Genomic DNA, 18,250 nt, shown 5'->3' with positions numbered 1-18,250 from the left:
TTGGGGGCTTGGGGGGCTGGGGCGCTCCGTTGTGGCCGGGCTGCCGGGCTGCCGGGGCGCCGGGAGGCCAGGTGGCCGGGGCGGCCCGGTGGCCGGCGCTGAGTGTCCGGGGCTCACCTGGCGGCGCGCCCCCACCCCCGCCCGTGCCCCCCGCGGCATCGGGAATTCACCTGGAGTCCAGTCCTCGTGTCAGTGGCTCGTGTTTCGATGGACGCATGATCGAAGCACTTCGTACCCAAGAATCGGGAGAGACCGCGATTACCCCGACCACCCCCGCTCCGTCCGCCGCGACGGCCCCGGCCACCGTGCCCTCGCCCGCCGCCCCGCACGCCTCGTCGCTCGACCTGGCGGCGCTGGACCTGGCCGCCGTCGAGGCCGCCGTTCGCCGCGCCGCGGCCGACGAGATCATGCCGCGTTTCCGGCAGCTCGCCGCCGAGGACATCGTCGAGAAGAACGGGCCGCACGACCTCGTCACGGTCGCCGACCGGCTCGCCGAGGAGCACCTCACCGCCTCCCTCACGGCCCTGCTGCCCGGCTCCCGGGTGGTCGGCGAGGAGGCGGTGCACGCCGACCCGCGGGTGCTCGACGCGCTGCACGGCGAGGCCCCCGTCTGGATCGTCGACCCGGTCGACGGCACCCGCCAGTTCGTGCACGGCGACCCGGGCTTCTGCACGCTCGTCGCGCTCGCCCACCGTGGCGAGGTGCTGGCCTCCTGGACGTACGCCCCCGCGCTCGGCCTGATGGCGATCGCCCGCCGCGGCGCCGGCGCCCGGCTGAACGGCATACCGCTCCAGGCCGGCAGCCCGTCCTCCGGTGCGGTCCTCGACGTCGCCACCTCCCACTACGACTTCACCGACGACGAGCAGAAGCGGGTGCTCGCCACCCTGGAGACCGGCGGGATCGCCCCGCGCCCCTGTGGCTCGGCGGGCCTGGAGTATCTGCACATAGCCCGCGGCGAGATCGACGCCACGGCCTTCAGCTGGGAGAACGCCTGGGATCACGCGGCCGGGCTGCTGCTGGTCCATGAGGCGGGCGGTGCCAGCGGCACGGTCGCCGGGCAGCCGTTCCGTATCGAAGGCGGCAATGCGCTGCCCTTCACCGCGGCGCGGGACGCCGAAACGGCGCGGCGTATCCTCGGACTGCTGGCGGCCGCCAACTGACCCTCAAGGACGAGGGCCGGATGTGAGGGGAGTGGCGCAGGTGGCGAGGATGCTCGATGCCGTGGTGATCGGGGCGGGGCCCAACGGCCTCACGGCGGCCGTTGAACTGGCCCGCCGCGGCATGGCCGTGGAGGTCTTCGAGGCCCGCGACACCATCGGTGGCGGCGCCCGTACCGAGGAGCTGACCCTCCCCGGCTTCCGCCACGACCCCTGCTCGGCGGTGCACCCCACCGGCGCCGGCTCGCCGGCCTTCTCCGCGATGCCGCTGGACCGTTACGGCCTCGAATGGCTGCACCCCGACCTCCCGATGGCGCACCCCTTCCCGGACGGCACGGCCGCCGTGCTCGCCCACTCCGTCGGCGAGACCGCGATGTCCTTCGGACCGCGCGACGCCGGTGCGTACCGCCGGCTGATGGCGCCCTTCATCGGCAAGTGGGACACCATGGCCCACGACTTCCTGCGCACCCAGTGGCTCGGCCTGCCGCAGGACCCGGTGACCTACGCCCGCTTCGGCCTGGTCGGGATGCAGCCGGTCAGCCTCCTCAACCGCCGCTTCCGCGACGCGAAGGCCCGCGGACTGATGGCCGGGCTCGGGGCGCACGCCAATGCCCCGCTCAGCGGCTTCGGAACCTCCGGCATGGCCCTGATGTTCGCGCTCGCCGCCCACCACAACGGCTGGCCGGTGCCGCGCGGCGGCTCCCAGGCCATCTCCGACGCGCTCGCCGGTCTGCTGCGCGCCCATGGCGGCGTGGTGCACACCGACTTCGAGGTCAAGCGCCTGGACGATCTGCCGCCGGCCCGGGCGTATGTCTTCGACACCTCACCGACCGCGCTCGCCCGGATCGCCGGTTTGGGCAACGCCTACCGCGAGGTGAAGTACGGCCCCAGCGTCTTCAAGGTCGACTACGCGCTGTCGGCCCCGGTGCCGTGGACCGCCGAGGAGGCCCGGCGCGCCGGCACCGTCCACATCGGCCCCACCAGCGGCGAGATCGGCGCCTCGCTCAACGCCGCCACCCATGGCGCGGACCCGTCCGTCCCCTTCCTGATCACCGCTCAGCCCAGCCTGATCGACCCCACCCGCGCCCCCGAGGGCAAGCACACCTTCTGGGCGTACGGGCATGTCCCCAGCGGCTGGGAGGGCGACGCCACGGAGGTCATCGAGCGGCAGATCGAGCGCTTCGCCCCCGGCTTCCGCGACCTGGTGCTGGCCCGCGCGGTCGCCGGCCCGCCGCAGGTCGCCGCCCGCAACGCCAACTACGTCGGCGGCGACACCAACACCGGCTCCGCGGCCGGCCTGCGCCTGCTCATCCGCCCCAAGCTCGCCCGCGTCCCCTACGAAACCGCCCACCCCGCCGTCTTCCTCTGCTCCCAGGCCACCCCACCCGGCCCCGGCGTCCACGGCATGTCCGGCCACTACGCCGCCAGGAGGGTCTGGCGCCGCTTGCGGGCGAACGGCCGCTGAGCGAGCGGTAGTTGGCCCCGGGGCCGGCCGGTCACAGTCGCGGGCCGGGCCGGCCACGAAGCGCCACGGCCCGGCCTGCCGCGGAGCCGCGCCCCGCCCGACCCGCGCAGCGCGGCGGCGCCCGCTGCACCGCCCCAGCACCCGCCGTCCGCCAATCCCCGGAATCCGCCGAACACCGCCTAGGCTCGGCCCCATGAGCACCATCTCCCTCACCCTCGTCCAGGGCGACATCACCGAGCAGGCCGTGGACGCCGTGGTCAACGCCGCCAACTCGTCCCTCCTCGGCGGCGGGGGAGTGGACGGTGCGATCCACCGGCGCGGCGGCCCGGAGATCCTCGGCGAGTGCCGCGCCCTGCGCGCCGCGCAGTACGGCCGAGGCCTGCCCACCGGCCAGGCCGTCGCCACCACCGCAGGCCGCCTGCCGGCCCGCTGGGTCATCCACACCGTCGGCCCGGTGGACTCCGCCGCCGAGGACCGCAGCGACCTGCTGGCCTCCTGCTACCGCGAATCCCTGCGGGTCGCCGACGACCTGGGCGCCCGGACGGTCGCCTTCCCGGCCATCTCCACGGGGGTGTACGGCTGGCCGATGGAGGATGCCGCCCGGATCGCCGTCGCGGCGGTGCGGGCGGCGGAGACGGCCGTCGAGGAGGCGCGTTTCGTTCTCTTCGACGCACCTGCCTACGAGGCCTTCGCCGCGCAGGCGCGCTGACACCGCGGCGGGGGCCGGGGGCGCCGGCGGACCCCGGGCGTCCGCCCGAGTTCTTGCCAAGAGGGCGCACCATTCAAGACAGACTCAGCGGCCCTGTGCGGCCGTCCCGTCCCGGTCCGCCGCACTGCCGCGAGCCCGCACCGTCCGGTTTCAGCCCCGGCGCCGAAGATTTTTCTGACATACGCTCATAGGGCCGTGGAGGCCCGAGAAGTAGGGTGGCTGGTCGGGTATGGGGGACGGTCTTCTCGCTGATGTGGGCGAGGCCAGCACGTGGGATGTCGGGCCGGTACGGAGCACGTGACCGGAATTCTTCCGTCCCCTTCACCAGGGATGAGCAGAAGCGGCGGGGCACCCAACGGGGGGTGCATGAACTGGGGAGTGCATGCGATGGGCGCGCCAACCGAAGTGACACTCTTAGGCCCGGTCACGGTCTTCCAGGGCGAACAGGAAATGGGGCTGGGGTCGCCGCGACAGCGCACTCTCTTCGCGATACTGGCCGCGCATGCCAACCAGGTCATCAGCCGCGAGGAACTGGTGGCGGCCGTATGGGGACCGGAGGCTCCGGCCACCGCGATGAACAGCGTCTACACCTATGTGGCCCGGCTGCGGCACCGGCTGGAGCCGGCCCGCCCGCGCCGGGCGCCGTCCGATCTGCTGGTGTCCGACAGCCGCGGCTACATGCTCCAGCTGGCGCCCGACCAGGTGGACGTCAAACGGTTCGAGGTCCATCTCAAGCAGGCCCGGGCGCTGCGCGGCGCGCAGGCGACGAGGGAAGCGCTCACCGAACTCGATGCCGCGCTGGCGCTCTGGCGCGGCATCCCGTACGGCGGCGTGTCCGGCCCGTTCGCGGAGGCCGAGCGCAGGTACCTCGCCGAGCTGCGGCTCACCGCCATCGAGGACCGGATCGAGATGCTCTACGAGCTGGATCACGGCTCCGACATCGGCGGGGAGCTCTCCGACCTCACGGCGCTGGTGAGAAGGAACCCGCTGCGGGAGCGGCTGCGCCATCTGCTGATGATCGGCTACGTACGGTTCGGCAGACAGGCCGAGGCGGTCACGGAGTACCACGACCTGCGCACCCGGCTCGCCGAGGAACAGGGGCTGGAGCCGGGCGAGCGGATTCAGCGCTTCTACGAGGAGATCCTGCGCAGCGGGCCGTCCGTCAGGCCGTCGCCCCCGAAGACGGCGGCCGAGAGCACCGTTCTTCCCATCGCTCCCGCCCAACTCGCCCGCGATGTACCGGACTTCACCGGGCGCGCCGGCGAGCTCCAGCAGCTCCACGAGATGGTGAAGGCGGCCGAGAGCACGGGGGAGAGCGCCGTCATCCTGGTCAACGGCGCGCCCGGGATCGGCAAGACGGCGCTCGCGGTCCGGCTCGCCCATGCGCTCTCCTGGCGGTTCCCGGACGGGCAGTTACAGCTCGACTTACGGGGCTACGGCGAGAAGGCGGGACCCGCGGAACCGGAGGAGGCGCTCCAGCATCTCCTGGAGGCGCTGGGTGCCGTGCCACCGGCCGACCGGGACCTCGAACGGCAACGGACCCTGTTCCGCAGCCTGGTGGCCGGACGCAGGCTGCTCATCCTGCTGGACAACGCGGTGTCCGTGCAGCAGGTCCGGCCGCTGCTGCCGGGGGACGCGTCCTGTCTGGTGATCGTCACCAGCCGCAACGGTCTCGCCGGTCTGACCGTGCGGGACGGTGCCCGGCGCATCACTCTGGACGGGATGGCGGAAGAGGACGGTGTCGAGCTGCTGGGCCGCCTCGTGGGCCGGCCGCTGGTGGCCCGGGACCATCCCGCGGCACGGCAGCTGGTGAACGTCTGCGGAGGCCTCCCGCTGGCCCTGCGCATCGCGGCCACCCGCATCGGCATGTTCCCCTCACCGGAGCACGGCCTCAGCCAGTGCGGGGAGGGCGATCTGCTGGAGTGGCTGGAGGTGCTCGGGGACGAGCAGTCCTCGCTGAAAACGGTCTTCGACTGGTCCTACCGCGCACTGCCGGACGAGGCCCGCCGGATGTTCCGGATGCTGGGCGCTGGCCCCAAGCCCAGGTTCACGCTGCGGTCCGCCGCGACGCTGGCCGATGCCACGCCCTGGCTCGCACGACGGTGGCTGGACGTCCTGGTGGAGGCGAACCTCGTGCAGGAGCCGGTCCGGGACAACTTCCGGCTGAACCCACTGATCTTCGCCTACGCCCGGCATGTCCACCGCCTCAAGACGGTGCTCCATTCGACGCGGGCGATGTCCGGCTGACACCGGGAACCCGCGGAACGGCCCGGTGCCGAGGGCGCGCCGCCGGGTGCAGTGGTGCGCGCGCGAACCGGGTTCTGCTGCCCGGGGGTTGCGGCGGGACAAGCCGTTCCTCCATTATTCCGGGCCGCGCACCGTTTTTCGGGTGCGCCGGCCGTGCCTGGCAAATTCACGATGTACAGGCGGAGTTCGGGGGACTAGGTTTCGTGCGATGGAGATCACTGAATTATCGATACCGAACGCCTTCCGTATCGTCCCGGAAATTCATCATGACGAACGGGGTGTCTTCGCGGAGGTGGCCCGGTCCGGCGCGCTTTCCGAGGCCATCGGTTATCCGTTCCGGGTCGGCCAGGCCAACTGCTCGCTGAGCAGCCGCCATACGGTCCGCGGTATTCATGCCACCGAACTGTCCCCGGGCCAGGGCAAACTCGTCACCTGCATCAGCGGTTCGATTCTGGATGTGGCGGTGGATCTGCGGGTGGGGTCGCCCACGTTCGGGGCGTACGAGGTCACCCGGCAGGACGCCGAGACCGGGGTGTCGGTGTATCTGGCCGACGGCCTGGGGCATGCGTTCATCGCGCTGACCGAGGACGCCTGCGTCAACTACCTGTGCTCGGAGCCTTATGTGCCGGGGACGATGATTGAAATCAACCCGCTGGATCCCGAGATCGGTATTCCCTGGCCCCTGGACGGTGTGCCGACGATGTCCGACAAGGATGCCGGGGCTCCGGACCTGGCGACCGCGGTGGCCAGGGGAATGCTGCCCGGCTATGCGGAATGCCTCGTGCACTACGAGAGGCTCCGGGCGGGCGTGGCAGTGTGAGCGGGCCCCGTCTCGCTGGCGGGACACCGTCAGGGGCGAGAGGCCGGCTTCCGTCAAGGCCGGAAGCCCCCGGAATGTGACCGTGCGCCGGCGCCCGCAGGAAATTCTTGCGGGTCCCGGCAGGTGGTACCCCCATCAGTTTCCTTCGTTTGCTCAGGAGTGGTGATGACAACCGAGTCCGTGTGCCGTGTCTGCGAGGGCGTTGTCCATGAGTTTTTCGATTTCGGACGGCAGCCGTTGTCCGATGCCTTTGTGGTGCCCGGGGCGGATGACCGGGACGAGTTCTTCTTCCGGCTCGCCACGGGAATGTGTGCGAGCTGCACGATGGTGCAGCTGATGGAGGAGGTGCCGCGCGGCCGGATGTTCCACGAGGAGTACCCGTACCACTCGTCCGGATCCGCCTTCATGCGCACGCACTTCGAGGGCCTCGCGAAGCGGCTGCTCACCACCGAGCTGACCGGCCAGGACCCCTTCGTGGTCGAACTGGGCTGCAACGACGGGATCATGCTGAAGGTGCTCGCCGAGGCCGGTGTCCGGCATCTGGGCGTGGAACCGTCCGGCGGCGTGGCGGATGTGGCCGCCGCCAGGGGAATCCGGGTGCGCAAGGCGTTCTTCGAGGAATCCACCGCACGGGAGATCCGGAACGACGACGGTGCCGCGGATGTCATCTACGCGGCCAACACCCTCTGCCACATCCCCTATATGGGATCCATTCTGACGGGTGTGAAGGAACTGCTGGCGCCCACCGGCGTGTTCCTTTTCGAGGACCCCTATCTCGGGGACATCCTCGAGCGCACCTCCTTCGACCAGATCTACGACGAGCATTTCTTCTTCTTCACCGCCAGGTCGGTTCAGGCGATGGCCGCCGGATATGGTCTGGAGTTGGTCGATGTCGAACGGCTCGGTGTGCACGGCGGCGAGGTCCGCTACGCTCTCGCCCCGGCGGGTGCCCGGACTCCGTCGGCGGCCGTGGCCGAACTCCTCGCCGAAGAACGGGAAAAGAGGATCGCGGAACCCGCCACACTGCAGGCTTTCGGGGCGAAGGTGAACAAGATCCGCACCGATCTGGTCGAACTGCTCGACGGGCTGCGCAGTGCGGGCCGGACGGTGGCGGGTTACGGTGCCACCGCGAAAAGCGCGACGGTCACCAATCTTTGCGGTATCGGACCCGATCTGGTTCCGTTCGTTTCGGACAGCACACCGGCGAAGCAGGGACGGCTGACTCCGGGGACGCATATCCCGGTCCGCGCCCCGGGGGCGTTCTCCGATCCGTACCCCGATTACGCGCTGCTGTTCGCCTGGAACCACGCCGAAGAAATCATGGCGAAGGAACAGGCGTTCCGCGCCGCCGGCGGCAAGTGGATCCTCTACGTCCCTGACGTCCACATCGTGTGAGCACCTCCGGTGCCGGCTCCCTCCGCTTGTTCCAGCAGCTGAATCCCCGCTTCTCGGGGCTGCCCTTTCGTCGGGCAACGAAGAATCCAAAGGAGTTTCGACAATGCTTCGTTCGGTGGTCATCGTGGGTGGTGGCACAGCGGGCTGGATGACGGCCAGCTATTTGAAGGCGGCATTCGCCGACCGGATCGATGTGACGCTGGTGGAGTCCGAGGCGGTGTCCCGGATCGGGGTCGGCGAGGCGACGTTCAGCACGGTCCGGCACTTCTTCGACTACCTGGGCCTGGACGAGGCCGACTGGCTGCCCAAGTGCGCCGGCGGCTACAAGCTCGGCATCCGGTTCGAGAACTGGCACGGCGACGGCGGCCACTTCTACCACCCGTTCGAGCGGCTGCGGATGGTCGACGGGTTTTCGCTGGCCGACTGGTGGCTGGAGCTGGGCGACCGGAGCCGGCCGATGGACCGCTCGGTCTTCCTGACCACCGCGCTGAGCGAGGCCAAGCGCTCGCCGAGGATGCTCGACGGCTCGCTGTTCGCCTCCGGGCTGGACGGAAGCCTCGGCCGGTCCACACTCGACGAGCAGCGGGCCCAGTTCCCGTACGCCTACCACTTCGACGCCGACCGGGTCGCGAAGTACCTGGCCGGCTACGCCACCGCCCGTGGGGTCAAGCACGTCATCGACAACGTGCAGCAGGTGGTCCAGGACGAGCGCGGATGGATCAGCCAGGTGCAGACCGCCGAGCACGGGGCGCTCTCCGGGGACCTGTTCATCGACTGCACCGGCTTCCGCGCCATGCTGATCAGCAAGACGCTGGGCACGGCGTTCCAGTCGTTCGAGGACGTCCTGCCCAACAACCGTGCGGTGGCGCTGCGGGTGCCGCGGGAGACCGAGACGGACATGGCGCCGTACACCACGGCGACCGCGATGAAGGCGGGCTGGATGTGGACCATCCCGCTGTTCCGCCGCAACGGCAACGGATATGTCTACTCCGACCAGTTCATCAGCCCCGAGGAGGCCGAGCGCGAGCTGCGGGCCGCGGTCGCGCCGGGCCGCGACGACCTGGAGGCCAACCACATCCGGATGCGGATCGGGCGGCACCAGGACTCCTGGGTGAAGAACTGCGTGGCGATCGGCCTCTCCAGCGCCTTCGTCGAACCGCTGGAGTCCACCGGGATCTTCTTCATCCAGCACGCCATCGAGCAGCTGGTGAAGCACTTCCCCGACGAGCACTTCGACGAGGGCCAGATCGCCGCGTACAACCGGCGGATCGGCAACGCCGTGGACGGCGTCAAGGAGTTCCTGGTCCTGCACTACAAGGCCGCCCGCCGGGACGACACCCCGTACTGGAAGGAGGCCAAGGTCCGGGACATGCCGGAAGGGCTGCGGGAGCGCCTGGCACTCGCCGAGTCCCGGCTGCTCGACGAGGAGACCATCTACCCGCACTACCACGGGTTCGAGAGCTACTCGTGGAATGCGATGACCCTCGGCCTCGGCCACCGCCCGCGCACGCCGCACCCCGCGCTGAAGCACCTCGATCCGGCCCGGGCACGGGCGGAGTTCGCGCGCATCGAGGCGCAGGCAGCGGAGATGGTGGCCGCCCTCCCCAGCTGCCATGAATACCTGGCCGCCCTCAACGACTGAGCGCTGTACGCCTCGGCACGGTTCACGATCAGAAGGTGACCTCGATGGACGCGGACATACCACCCGGCGATGCCTTCCGAGGGTTCATGAGCAGCTACTTCACCGGTGTCACGGTGCTCACCGCCCTGGACGACGCCGCTGAGCCGCACGGCCTGACCTGCAACTCCCTCACCAGTGTGTCCCTTGCGCCGCCGACCCTGCTGGTCTGCCTCCAGCAGCACAGCGGCACCCTGGCGGCGATCCGGGACTGCGGGGGATTCGTGGTGAATCTGCTGCACGACCACGCGCGGTCCACCGCGGAGCTGTTCGCCGCACCCACCCCGCACCGCTTCCGGCGGACCGCCTGGGAGCCGTCGCCCCGGCTGGGCCTGCCCTGGCTGAGCGCCGGCACCCATGCCATCGCCGAATGCCGGGCCACCACCATTCATGTGGTGGGTGACCACACAGTGGTCTACGGCGAGGTGGTCGGGGTGACCGCCGTGAGGGACAGCCCGTACGGCCCGCTGCTGTACGGACGGCGGACCTTCTTCGACGCGCCCGGCGCCCCGCCGCGGAGGGGCCCCACGGAAGACCGGAAGGAGGACGTGGCGCTCACCCAGGGGTGGCACCACACCGCACCATGACGACGCTCCCGACGAGTCGCCGTACCTGGCTGAGCCTGGGTGCGGGCCTGCTGGTGCTGATCGGCTCGGTCCTGATGTGGACCGCCGATGTGCTCAGTTCCGGCACGCCGTCCGGCTCCCTCGACCAGATCACCCGCTTCCTGCTCGTGCTGGCCGTGATCCTGATGGTCTGTCACCTGCTCGGCGAGCTGATGCGGAGGCTGGGGCAGCCGCCGGTCCTGGGCGAGATGCTCGGGGGTGTGCTGCTCGGGCCGTCGGCACTCGGACTGGTGTGGCCGGCGGCCATGCGGTGGCTGGCCGCACCCGCCGTGCTGGACACCATGGACAAGGTGGGCCAGCTCGGCCTGGTCGTGTTCATGTTCCTGCTCGGCTGCGAACTCCGTACCGACCGCATCGAGCGCCCCCGCCTGGTGGCCGCGACCGTACTGGGCGGGATGGGGCTGCCGTTCGTCGTGGGCGTCGGCCTCGCCTGTGGACTCGGTTCCCTGCTGGCGCCGCACGGCACGGCCCCGACGTCCTATGCGCTGTTTCTCGGCCTGGCGCTGTCCGTCACCGCGCTGCCGGTCCTCGCCCGGGTCCTGGTGGACCTCAGGATCGATCAGACCAGGGTCGGTGCCCTGTCGATGTCCTCGGCGGCCGTCGGCGACGGGGTGGCGTGGCTCGTGCTCACCTTCATCCTCACCGGCACCGGGCAGGGCGGCAGCACCTCGATGGCCGAGACCGCCTACCTGGCGATGGCGCTGATGGCGGTCACCGTGCTCTGCGTACGGCCCGCACTGGCGGTGCTGGTGCGGCGGATGCGGTCCGAGCAGCTGCTCACCGTGGTCCTGCTGGCGGGGGCGATCGCGTTCTCCGGGATGACCCAGGCGATCAATCTGCACCCGGTGATCGGGGCGTTCCTCTTCGGCGTCGTCGTGCCCAGGGACTCGGAGAAGGTGCAGCGCATCGGCCATCAGCTCCGGGGCTTCACCCTGATCGTGCTGCTGCCGGTGTTCTTCGCCGGGGTGGGCCTCGGCACCTCGATCGGGCTGATCGGCGGATCTCCGCTGAACTGGCTGGTCTTCGCCGTCGTACTGGCGGCGGCCGTGCTGACGAAGTTCCTCGGCGCGGGCGGCGCCGCCCGGCTCGCCGGACTGCCCCGGAAGCAGTCCGTCCGGCTCGCCACGCTGATGAACTGCCGCGGCGTCACGGAACTGGTGATCGCCACCATCGGCTTCAAGGCCGGACTGATCAATCAGCTGTGCTTCACCGTCCTGGTGCTGATCGCGGTGGTCACCACCGCCGCCACCGGGCCGCTGATGCGCCGGCTCATCCGTAACGACCCCGCGGTGGACGGGCCGGCGCCGGAGCCCGTACGCCCCGTGGCGACCTGACCGAAGAAAGGAGCCGGACCGATGAAGGGGATCGTGCTCGCCGGCGGCAGTGGAACGAGGATGTACCCGCTGACGCTGGCGACCTCCAAGCAGTTACTGGCGGTCTACGACAAACCGCTGGTCTATTACCCGCTGTCGGTGCTGATGCTGGCAGGGGTGCGGGACATCCTGGTGATCTCCGCACCGGACAGCCTGCCCGCGCTGCGCGCACTGCTCCGTGACGGCTCCCAGCTGGGACTGAACCTCAGCTTCGCCGTCCAGAAAGAGCCGAGGGGGATCGCCGAGGCGCTCCTCATCGGCGAGAAACACATCAACGACGAGCCCTCGGCGCTGATCCTGGGGGACAACGTCTTCCACGGCGCCGGCTTTCCCGACCTGCTGCGCTCCTCACGGCAGGAGCTGGACGGCTGCACCCTCTTCGGCTATCCGGTGTCCGATCCGGAACGGTTCGGGATCGGGGAGACGGACGCCGAGGGCAATCTGGTCTCGCTGGAGGAGAAGCCGCTGCGGCCGCGTTCCAACAACGCGATCTCCGGGCTCTACTTCTACGACTCCGACGTCGTGGAGATCGCCAAGGACCTGACGCCGTCGCTGCGCGGGGAGCTGGAGATCACCGATGTCAACCGCGTCTATCTGAAGCAGGGCCGGGCGAGCCTGGTGCGGCTGGGCCGGGGATACACCTGGCTCGACGCGGGGACGCACGACACCCTGCTCGCCGCCAGCCAGTACGTCCAGGTGATCCAGCACCGCCAAGGCGTCCGGGTGGCCTGCCTGGAGGAGATCGCGCTGCGGATGGGCTACATCGACGCGGAGCACTGCTACCGGCTCGGCACGGGGATGGAGAACTCGGAGTACGGGAAGTACCTGATGGAGATGGCCCAGACGGTGGGCTGACGGCGGGGCGTCAGCCGGTGGGGGCGTGTCAGCCGGTGGGGGAGCCGGCGCCGGTGACCCGGGAGAGCTCCCGGACCACGTCCTCCGCCACGCTCTCCCGCAGGCCGTCGATCTTCAGCGGGCCCTTCGCAGAGGCCGTGGTGACCGTGACACCGGCCAGGCCGAAGCGCTTCTGCAGCGGACCGCGGACCGTGGCCACCGTCTGGACCCGGGACAGCGGCGCCACCTGTGTCCGCTGCCGGAAGTAGCCCGTACGCACATGGACCGCGGTGTCGGTGACTTCCCAGCGGTGCACCGCGAACCACCATTTCGGCAGCAGCAGCACCGTGGGCACGGCCAGCAGGGCCACCACCGCCGCGACGCCGAACAGCCAGGGGCCGCCGAAGCGGAGCAGCCCGGGGACGACGGCGTGCAGCACCAGAACCGCCAGCAGGACGACGAAAAAGACCGTCAGCCGGGTCCGCCACCAGGCGACCGTGGCGCGGTCGAAAGTGTTTCCCGGTGGACCTTGCCGGGTCTGCGTCATGGTTCTCCCTTGCCGAGGGCCGGTGACCGGTTCAACTCGCATTGTAAGAAGGATGGGTGAGGTGAAGGAATTGAACGAGAACAGAGTGATCTTTCCGTTGACTTCTACACGGCGGGTTCTGCTCCGCCCGGCCACCGCGGCCGATCAGGCGGACTTCTTCCGTACGGTGCTGCGGACCGGAGTGGAGAGCGTCCGGCTGCCGACCGGCCGGACGGAGGGGCCTTCCCGCCGCTCCGACGCGGCCTTTCAGGTCGTCAACAAATCCGACGGGAAGGTGCTGGGATTCAGCCTGCTCTTCGCACTCGACCAGGCGGGGCACATCCGCTGCGGTACCTATCTCGATCCGGAACTCAACCGGCTCGGCGCCGGGTCCGAGGCGATCGCCCTGACGATCAACTACGCGTTCGCCATGTTCAATGTGGACCGGGTGATCACCGAGACCACCGAGGCGAGCCTGGGGGCGTTCGGTATGCGGCCCGGTGACGAACGGGTGCTCAGCGTCCTGAAGGACCATCTCTACTTCCGTGGCCGCCACTGGAATCTCTATGGTTTCCAGGTCGAGCGGAGTGAATGGCTGGAAGCGGCATAGCCGCAGTCCGCACGTCCCGCCGGCGAGACGTGCGCCCCTGGGGCAATTCCTGGCTCCAATTGACCCCGCTGCTTTATGGTTCCGGGGCCCGGTGACCTCATCACCGTGGCCGGTGCTTTCTGCGGCACCGGCTCCCTTCCGTGCATCCGATGCGGAAGGCTTCCCCGCCGAGCGCGGCCGACGAGCGTTTTTCAGCCGGAACGTGACGGCATTTCATCGAAGGGCCGAGACCCTGAGGGAGCGTCCTGTGACCTACTTCGAGCTCACACCGGAGCAGTTGTTGTCCGAGGGGTTCGCCTCGCCGAGAATCACCGACGAACCCTGGGTCGTGCGCTGGGACACCTTCCGCGGCGATCTCGACGCCATCGAGGAGCTGGTGCTGGGCGCACTGCCGTCGACGGTCGCCTTCCGCACCTCGGGCACCACCGGAGCCGGACAGACCTGGTACCGCACCAAGGCGTTCATGTGGAGCGAGGCCGGCATGCTGGCCCGGCTGCTCGCCCCGCGGCAGCCGGAGGCCGTCCTGTCCTTCGTCCACTCCCAGCACCTCTACGGCGCACTGACCAGCGTGCTGGTCCCGGCCCGGCTGGGCATTCCGGTCTGGTACCGGCCGCAGTTCACCGGCCGGCTGCCCCCGGTCGGTGAGCACCGGCGGTGGGCGGTGATGGCCATTCCGTGGATCTTCTCGCTGCTGCGGCGCCATCTGCCGTGGGTCCGCTCCGTCGATCAGCTGACCGTGCTGCACGCCAGCGGCATGATTCCGGATGCCGCACTGGACTTCCTCGCCGAGGCGGGTGCCGACCGCGCCCGGATCGTGGAGGTCTTCGGGGCCACCGAATCCGGTGGTGTCGGGACGCGCCAGTGGTCCGAGGGCGACCCGCCGGACTGGTCCCTGATCGATGACGTCTCCTTCGCCGACCCGGTCCGTGCGGGCGAGGGGGAGGTGGCGCTGAAGATCCGCAGCCCCCGGCTGGCCTTCCTGACCGACGGCGTGGCGCCGGACAGCTGCGAACTCGACGACCACGTCGAGCGGTTGGGCGACCGCGCCTTCCGGTTCACCGGACGGCGCACCCGGCTGGTCAACGTCAACGGCCGCCGATTCAACCTCGACCGGCTGGAGGACCAGCTGGCGCCGGTGCTCGACTGCGTGGACCACGCTCTGCGTCCGGTGACCGACCCCATGATCGGGGAGCACATCGAGCTGCTCGTGGTGCTCGAACCCGGTACCGAGGTCGCGGACCTCGACCTGACCGCGGCCTTCGAACGGATCGGTGTGCGGCCCCGGCGGGTGCGGGCCGTCGAGCGGATCGACCGCACCGAGATCGGCAAATTCCGCCGCGTACAGACAACCGAAACGACTGACGCAGGAGCCACATCGTGACCATCTCCGCCGCATTCCGGGCCGAATTCTCGCTCGCTGACCTCGTCCGCAGCGCCGGATGGGAGGCCAGGCTGGCACCGTTGGGCGACGAGGACATCGCCCGGATGCAGGCCTGTGCCGCCACCGTGGCCAAGGAACTCGCCGCCGACAAGCCCATATACGGCCTCACCCAGGGGTTCGGCCCGCTGGTGCTGTTCGAGGCCGAGTCCGAACTGGAACAGGGCGACAGCCTGATCTCCCACCTCGGCTCGGCCCAGGGCGAGCCGCTGCCGCCCGAGGTGTGCCGGCTCGTCGTCTGGCTGCGGCTGAACAGCATGCGCAAGGGCTTCTCCGCGGTGTCACCGGAGTTCTGGCAGCGGCTGGCGGATGCCTGGAACGCCGGCTTCGTCCCGGCGATTCCGCGGCACGGCACGGTCAGCGCGAGTGGGGACCTCCAGCCGCTCGCCCACGCCGCGCTGAGCCACACCGGAGTCGGCGAGGCATGGGTGCGGAACGCGGACGGGCAGTGGGAGACCAGGCCCGCCGGGGAGGCGCTCGCCGCGCTCGGGCTGCGGCCCTTCGTCTGGCCGGTCCGGGAGGCGCTCGCCTTCGTGAACGGCACCGGGGTCGGCCTCGCGCTGGCCCTGGTGAACCAGCGGTCCGCGCTCGCCCTGGTGCGCGCCGCGGCCCTGCTCACCGGCCGGATCAACGGCCTGCTGGGCGCCAACCCGGAGCACTACCAGCCGGGTCTGGGCATCGCCCGCGGCCAGGCCGGCCAGCTGCGTGCGGCCGGCTGGATCCGCGCGGAACTTCCGGCGGGCGCGGAACGCGACCAGGCCCGTCCGCTCCAGGAGCCCTACAGCCTGCGCTGTGCGCCGCAGGTGCTCGGTGCGGTGCTCGACCAGCTGGACTTCGCCGGCGAGCTGCTGCGCCGGGAGGCCAACGGCTGCACCGACAACCCGATCGTGTTCGAGGACGCGATCCTGCACGGCGGCAACTTCCACGCCATGCCGGTCGGGTTCGCGTCCGAGCAGACCGGTCTGGCGCTGCACTCCGCGGCCTACCTGTCGGAGCGTCAGCTCGGACTGCTGGTGAGCCCCGTGACCAACGGCGATCTGCCGCCCATGCTCACCCCGCGGCCGGGCCGCGGTGCCGGACTGGCCGGGGTCCAGCTCAGCGCGACCTCGTTCGTCTCGCGCATCCGTCAGCTCGCCTACCCCGCGTCGCTGACCACACTGCCCACCAACGGCTGGAACCAGGACCATGTGCCGATGGCGCTCAACGGCGCCAACTCCGTTGCGGAGGCCCTGGACTTGGGGTGGCTGGTGATCGGCTCCCTCGGTGTCACCGTCGCGCAGCTGACCTCCATGCTGGGCAAGAGCACCGAGGTGCCGGGGCCCTGGGCCCGGCTCGCCGAGATCTCGCCGCCGCTGGAGGCGGACCGGCCCCTGGCGGCCGAGGTGCGGGCCGCCCGGGACGTCCTGCGGGCGGTCGCCGGGGACCTGCTGGCCGCCGACGACGGTTCGTCCGCCGGCCGTCCGGAGCGGGAGTCACAGGGGTGACAGCGCCCGAGACCGAACCGGCCGCTGCGTCGATGCTGAAGGCCTCGGCCTGGCGGGAGATGCTGGCCTACCTGGCCCCGCACCGGAAGCCGGTGGCGGTGGGCGGGCTGCTCACCCTGTGCGGTGCGCTGATCGGCCTGACCCAGCCGGTGATCGCCAAGTGGATCATCGATGTCCTGGGCCGGGACGGCGGACTGGCCGGGCCCCTGCTGCTGTTGACGGCGGCGGTGACGGGCGGGGCCGTCATGAACGGTGTCGGCTACTACCTGCTCGGCCGGGTGGCGGAGACGGTCGTCCTGACCTCACGGCGCGAGATGGTGTCCCGGATCATCCGGATGCGGATCGGGGAGACCCACCGCATCCGGCCGGGGGACCTGATGTCCCGGGTCACCTCGGACACCACGCTGCTGCGGCAGGCGGCCAGCCAGACGCTGGTCGACGCCCTCAAGGGCGTGCTGATGCTGGTCGCCATCGTGGTGGCGATGGGATTCCTGGACCCGTTCCTGCTGCTGGTGACGCTCGCCGTGCTGCTGTCGGCGGCGGCGCTCATCGGCTTCGTGGTGCCGTTCTTCCAGCGCTACAGCACCAAGGTCCAGGAGGCGATCGGCGACATCAACGCGGTGCTGGAGCGGATGCTCGGCGGTTTCCGCACCATCAAGGCCTCGGGAGCCGAGCACCAGGAAGCCGGGAAGCTGCACAGCGCGACCCGGCAGGCATGGTTCTTCGGACTGCGGCTGGCGCGTCTCAACGGCGTGGTCAGCGCCGGCGCACTGCTCGCCATCCACGTGTCGTTCCTGGTGGTGCTCGGGGTGGGCGGCGGCCGGGTGGCCTCCGGAGCCATTCCCGTCGGCACCCTCATCGCCTTCCTGCTCCATCTGTTCTCGCTGATCGAACCGGTGGCGGGGCTGATCACCGCGGCGTCCACGTTCAGCACCGGGGTCGCGGCGGTGCGGCGGATCCGTGAGGTGCGGGAGCTGGAGGTCGAGGAGGTGCCGGAGAGCGCGCCCGCGGGCGACCGGTGCGGCGCGGCGCCCGCCGGGCTCAGGTTCCGCGATGTGCACTTCCACTACCCCGCCCCGGACAGCCCGATGGTCCACCACGGGGTCGACTTCACCATTCCGCCGCGCGGACTGACCGCGGTGGTCGGCCCGTCGGGAGCCGGCAAGTCGACGCTCTTCTCGCTCATCGAGCGGTTCTACGACCCGGTGCGCGGCGCCATCGAGGTCGACGGGGCCGATGTGCGCGACTGGCCGCTGGCGGACCTCCGTGCGGCGATCGGCTATGTGGAACAGGACGCCCCCGTACTGGCCGGAACCCTGCGGGAGAACCTGGTGATCGGCATACCGGGGGAGGTGCCGGACGAGGAGATCCGGGCGGTGCTGGCGCGCACCCGGCTGACCGCGATGGTCGACCGGCTGCCCCACGGGCTCGACTCCGCCGTGGGCCACCGGGGCAGCGCGCTGTCGGGCGGGGAACGGCAGCGCATCGCGATCGCCAGGGCCCTGCTGCGCAAGCCCGGACTGCTGCTGCTGGACGAGGCGACCTCCCAGCTCGACGCGGTGAACGAGGCCGCGCTGCGGGAGGTGGTGGTCGAGGTGTCGAGGGAGTTCACGGTGCTGGTGGTCGCGCACCGGCTGTCGACGGTGACCAAGGCGGACCGGATCCTGGTGATGGAGAACGGCCGGGTGCGGGCCGCCGGATCACACCAGGAACTGGTCGAGACCGACGACCTGTACCGGGAACTGGCCGCCACCCAACTGCTGGTCCCGGACGCGCCGGACGGCACACCGGAGGCCGAGCCCAGCCCGGTCCGCTGAGCGGGCCAGGACGCGCCGGCCCACCACCGGCCGGGCTCATGAGAAAGCGGCTCTTCCGCCGCAGAGACGGG

General features: G+C 70.5%; 15 protein-coding genes. 14 read left to right on the top strand and 1 reads right to left on the bottom strand.

Annotated features, from left to right (window positions below; all coding sequences use genetic code 11):
- The first annotated feature begins 215 nt into the window (after positions 1 to 215).
- The 10 genes from ACFW5B_RS17235 to rfbA all read left to right on the top strand — a co-directional run bounded on the left by ACFW5B_RS17235 (position 216) and on the right by rfbA (position 12,325).
- Complete coding sequence (locus ACFW5B_RS17235; RefSeq protein ID WP_386439705.1) at positions 216 to 1,160, top strand: inositol monophosphatase family protein; 945 nt, start codon at positions 216 to 218, stop codon at positions 1,158 to 1,160.
- Between the two features lie 49 nt (positions 1,161 to 1,209).
- Positions 1,210 to 2,622, top strand: a complete 1,413-nt coding sequence (locus ACFW5B_RS17230; protein WP_386439703.1) for a phytoene desaturase family protein — start codon at positions 1,210 to 1,212, stop codon at positions 2,620 to 2,622.
- Positions 2,623 to 2,815: 193 nt separating this feature from the next.
- Positions 2,816 to 3,331: an O-acetyl-ADP-ribose deacetylase gene (locus ACFW5B_RS17225; RefSeq protein ID WP_386439701.1), complete on the top strand. Its 516-nt coding sequence runs from the start codon at positions 2,816 to 2,818 to the stop codon at positions 3,329 to 3,331.
- A 405-nt stretch (positions 3,332 to 3,736) separates the two neighbouring features.
- Complete coding sequence (locus ACFW5B_RS17220; RefSeq protein WP_386439699.1) at positions 3,737 to 5,578, top strand: BTAD domain-containing putative transcriptional regulator; 1,842 nt, start codon at positions 3,737 to 3,739, stop codon at positions 5,576 to 5,578.
- 208 nt (positions 5,579 to 5,786) lie between these two features.
- Positions 5,787 to 6,398, top strand: a complete 612-nt coding sequence (locus tag ACFW5B_RS17215) for a dTDP-4-dehydrorhamnose 3,5-epimerase family protein (protein ID WP_386439697.1) — start codon at positions 5,787 to 5,789, stop codon at positions 6,396 to 6,398.
- A 165-nt stretch (positions 6,399 to 6,563) separates the two neighbouring features.
- Complete coding sequence (locus tag ACFW5B_RS17210; protein ID WP_386439695.1) at positions 6,564 to 7,793, top strand: methyltransferase domain-containing protein; 1,230 nt, start codon at positions 6,564 to 6,566, stop codon at positions 7,791 to 7,793.
- A gap of 103 nt (positions 7,794 to 7,896) precedes the next feature.
- On the top strand, positions 7,897 to 9,435 hold the full coding sequence (locus tag ACFW5B_RS17205; protein ID WP_386439693.1) for a tryptophan halogenase family protein: 1,539 nt from the start codon (positions 7,897 to 7,899) through the stop codon (positions 9,433 to 9,435).
- 44 nt (positions 9,436 to 9,479) lie between these two features.
- The gene (locus ACFW5B_RS17200) at positions 9,480 to 10,058 is read left to right on the top strand and encodes a flavin reductase family protein (protein ID WP_386439691.1); all 579 of its coding nucleotides are present in this window, start codon (positions 9,480 to 9,482) and stop codon (positions 10,056 to 10,058) included.
- On the top strand, positions 10,055 to 11,431 hold the full coding sequence (locus ACFW5B_RS17195) for a cation:proton antiporter (RefSeq protein WP_386439689.1): 1,377 nt from the start codon (positions 10,055 to 10,057) through the stop codon (positions 11,429 to 11,431). The genes ACFW5B_RS17200 and ACFW5B_RS17195 overlap by 4 nt, the downstream gene beginning before the upstream one ends.
- A 21-nt stretch (positions 11,432 to 11,452) precedes the next feature.
- Positions 11,453 to 12,325: a glucose-1-phosphate thymidylyltransferase RfbA gene (gene rfbA, locus ACFW5B_RS17190; RefSeq protein ID WP_386439687.1), complete on the top strand. Its 873-nt coding sequence runs from the start codon at positions 11,453 to 11,455 to the stop codon at positions 12,323 to 12,325.
- Between the two features lie 28 nt (positions 12,326 to 12,353).
- Here rfbA and ACFW5B_RS17185 read toward each other — a convergent pair whose 3' ends face one another.
- Entirely contained in the window at positions 12,354 to 12,851 is a 498-nt protein-coding gene (locus ACFW5B_RS17185) for a PH domain-containing protein (RefSeq protein ID WP_386439685.1), read from the bottom strand.
- A gap of 97 nt (positions 12,852 to 12,948) precedes the next feature.
- On the opposite strand from ACFW5B_RS17185, the gene ACFW5B_RS17180 reads away from it, so the two are divergent.
- From ACFW5B_RS17180 to ACFW5B_RS17165, 4 genes are all read left to right on the top strand, one after another.
- Positions 12,949 to 13,440, top strand: coding sequence for a GNAT family N-acetyltransferase (locus ACFW5B_RS17180; RefSeq protein WP_386439683.1), 492 nt, complete (start codon positions 12,949 to 12,951; stop codon positions 13,438 to 13,440).
- 247 nt (positions 13,441 to 13,687) lie between these two features.
- On the top strand, positions 13,688 to 14,821 hold the full coding sequence (locus ACFW5B_RS17175; RefSeq protein ID WP_386439681.1) for a hypothetical protein: 1,134 nt from the start codon (positions 13,688 to 13,690) through the stop codon (positions 14,819 to 14,821).
- Positions 14,818 to 16,362 carry an aromatic amino acid lyase gene (locus tag ACFW5B_RS17170; protein WP_386439679.1) on the top strand — a complete coding sequence of 515 codons (1,545 nt, stop codon included), beginning with the start codon at positions 14,818 to 14,820 and terminating at the stop codon, positions 16,360 to 16,362. Before ACFW5B_RS17175 ends, ACFW5B_RS17170 begins: the two co-directional genes overlap by 4 nt.
- Positions 16,359 to 18,179, top strand: coding sequence for an ABC transporter ATP-binding protein (locus tag ACFW5B_RS17165; protein WP_386439677.1), 1,821 nt, complete (start codon positions 16,359 to 16,361; stop codon positions 18,177 to 18,179). Before ACFW5B_RS17170 ends, ACFW5B_RS17165 begins: the two co-directional genes overlap by 4 nt.
- Positions 18,180 to 18,250: the final 71 nt, after the last annotated feature.

Origin of the sequence: Streptomyces sp. NPDC058773 (assembly GCF_042746015.1) — a bacterium.
In the GTDB taxonomy this organism is placed as follows: Bacteria; Actinomycetota; Actinomycetes; order Streptomycetales; family Streptomycetaceae; genus Streptomyces.
This window is presented reverse-complemented; position numbering and strand designations above follow the sequence as displayed.

Coding starts and splice junctions, on each gene's coding strand:
- ACFW5B_RS17235 (WP_386439705.1), top strand. CDS start 216: ATGATCGAAGCACTTCGTACCCAAGAATCGGGAGAGACCGCGATTACC.
- ACFW5B_RS17230 (WP_386439703.1), top strand. CDS start 1,210: ATGCTCGATGCCGTGGTGATCGGGGCGGGGCCCAACGGCCTCACGGCG.
- ACFW5B_RS17225 (WP_386439701.1), top strand. CDS start 2,816: ATGAGCACCATCTCCCTCACCCTCGTCCAGGGCGACATCACCGAGCAG.
- ACFW5B_RS17215 (WP_386439697.1), top strand. CDS start 5,787: ATGGAGATCACTGAATTATCGATACCGAACGCCTTCCGTATCGTCCCG.
- ACFW5B_RS17210 (WP_386439695.1), top strand. CDS start 6,564: ATGACAACCGAGTCCGTGTGCCGTGTCTGCGAGGGCGTTGTCCATGAG.
- ACFW5B_RS17205 (WP_386439693.1), top strand. CDS start 7,897: ATGCTTCGTTCGGTGGTCATCGTGGGTGGTGGCACAGCGGGCTGGATG.
- ACFW5B_RS17200 (WP_386439691.1), top strand. CDS start 9,480: ATGGACGCGGACATACCACCCGGCGATGCCTTCCGAGGGTTCATGAGC.
- ACFW5B_RS17195 (WP_386439689.1), top strand. CDS start 10,055: ATGACGACGCTCCCGACGAGTCGCCGTACCTGGCTGAGCCTGGGTGCG.
- rfbA (WP_386439687.1), top strand. CDS start 11,453: ATGAAGGGGATCGTGCTCGCCGGCGGCAGTGGAACGAGGATGTACCCG.
- ACFW5B_RS17185 (WP_386439685.1), bottom strand. CDS start 12,851: ATGACGCAGACCCGGCAAGGTCCACCGGGAAACACTTTCGACCGCGCC.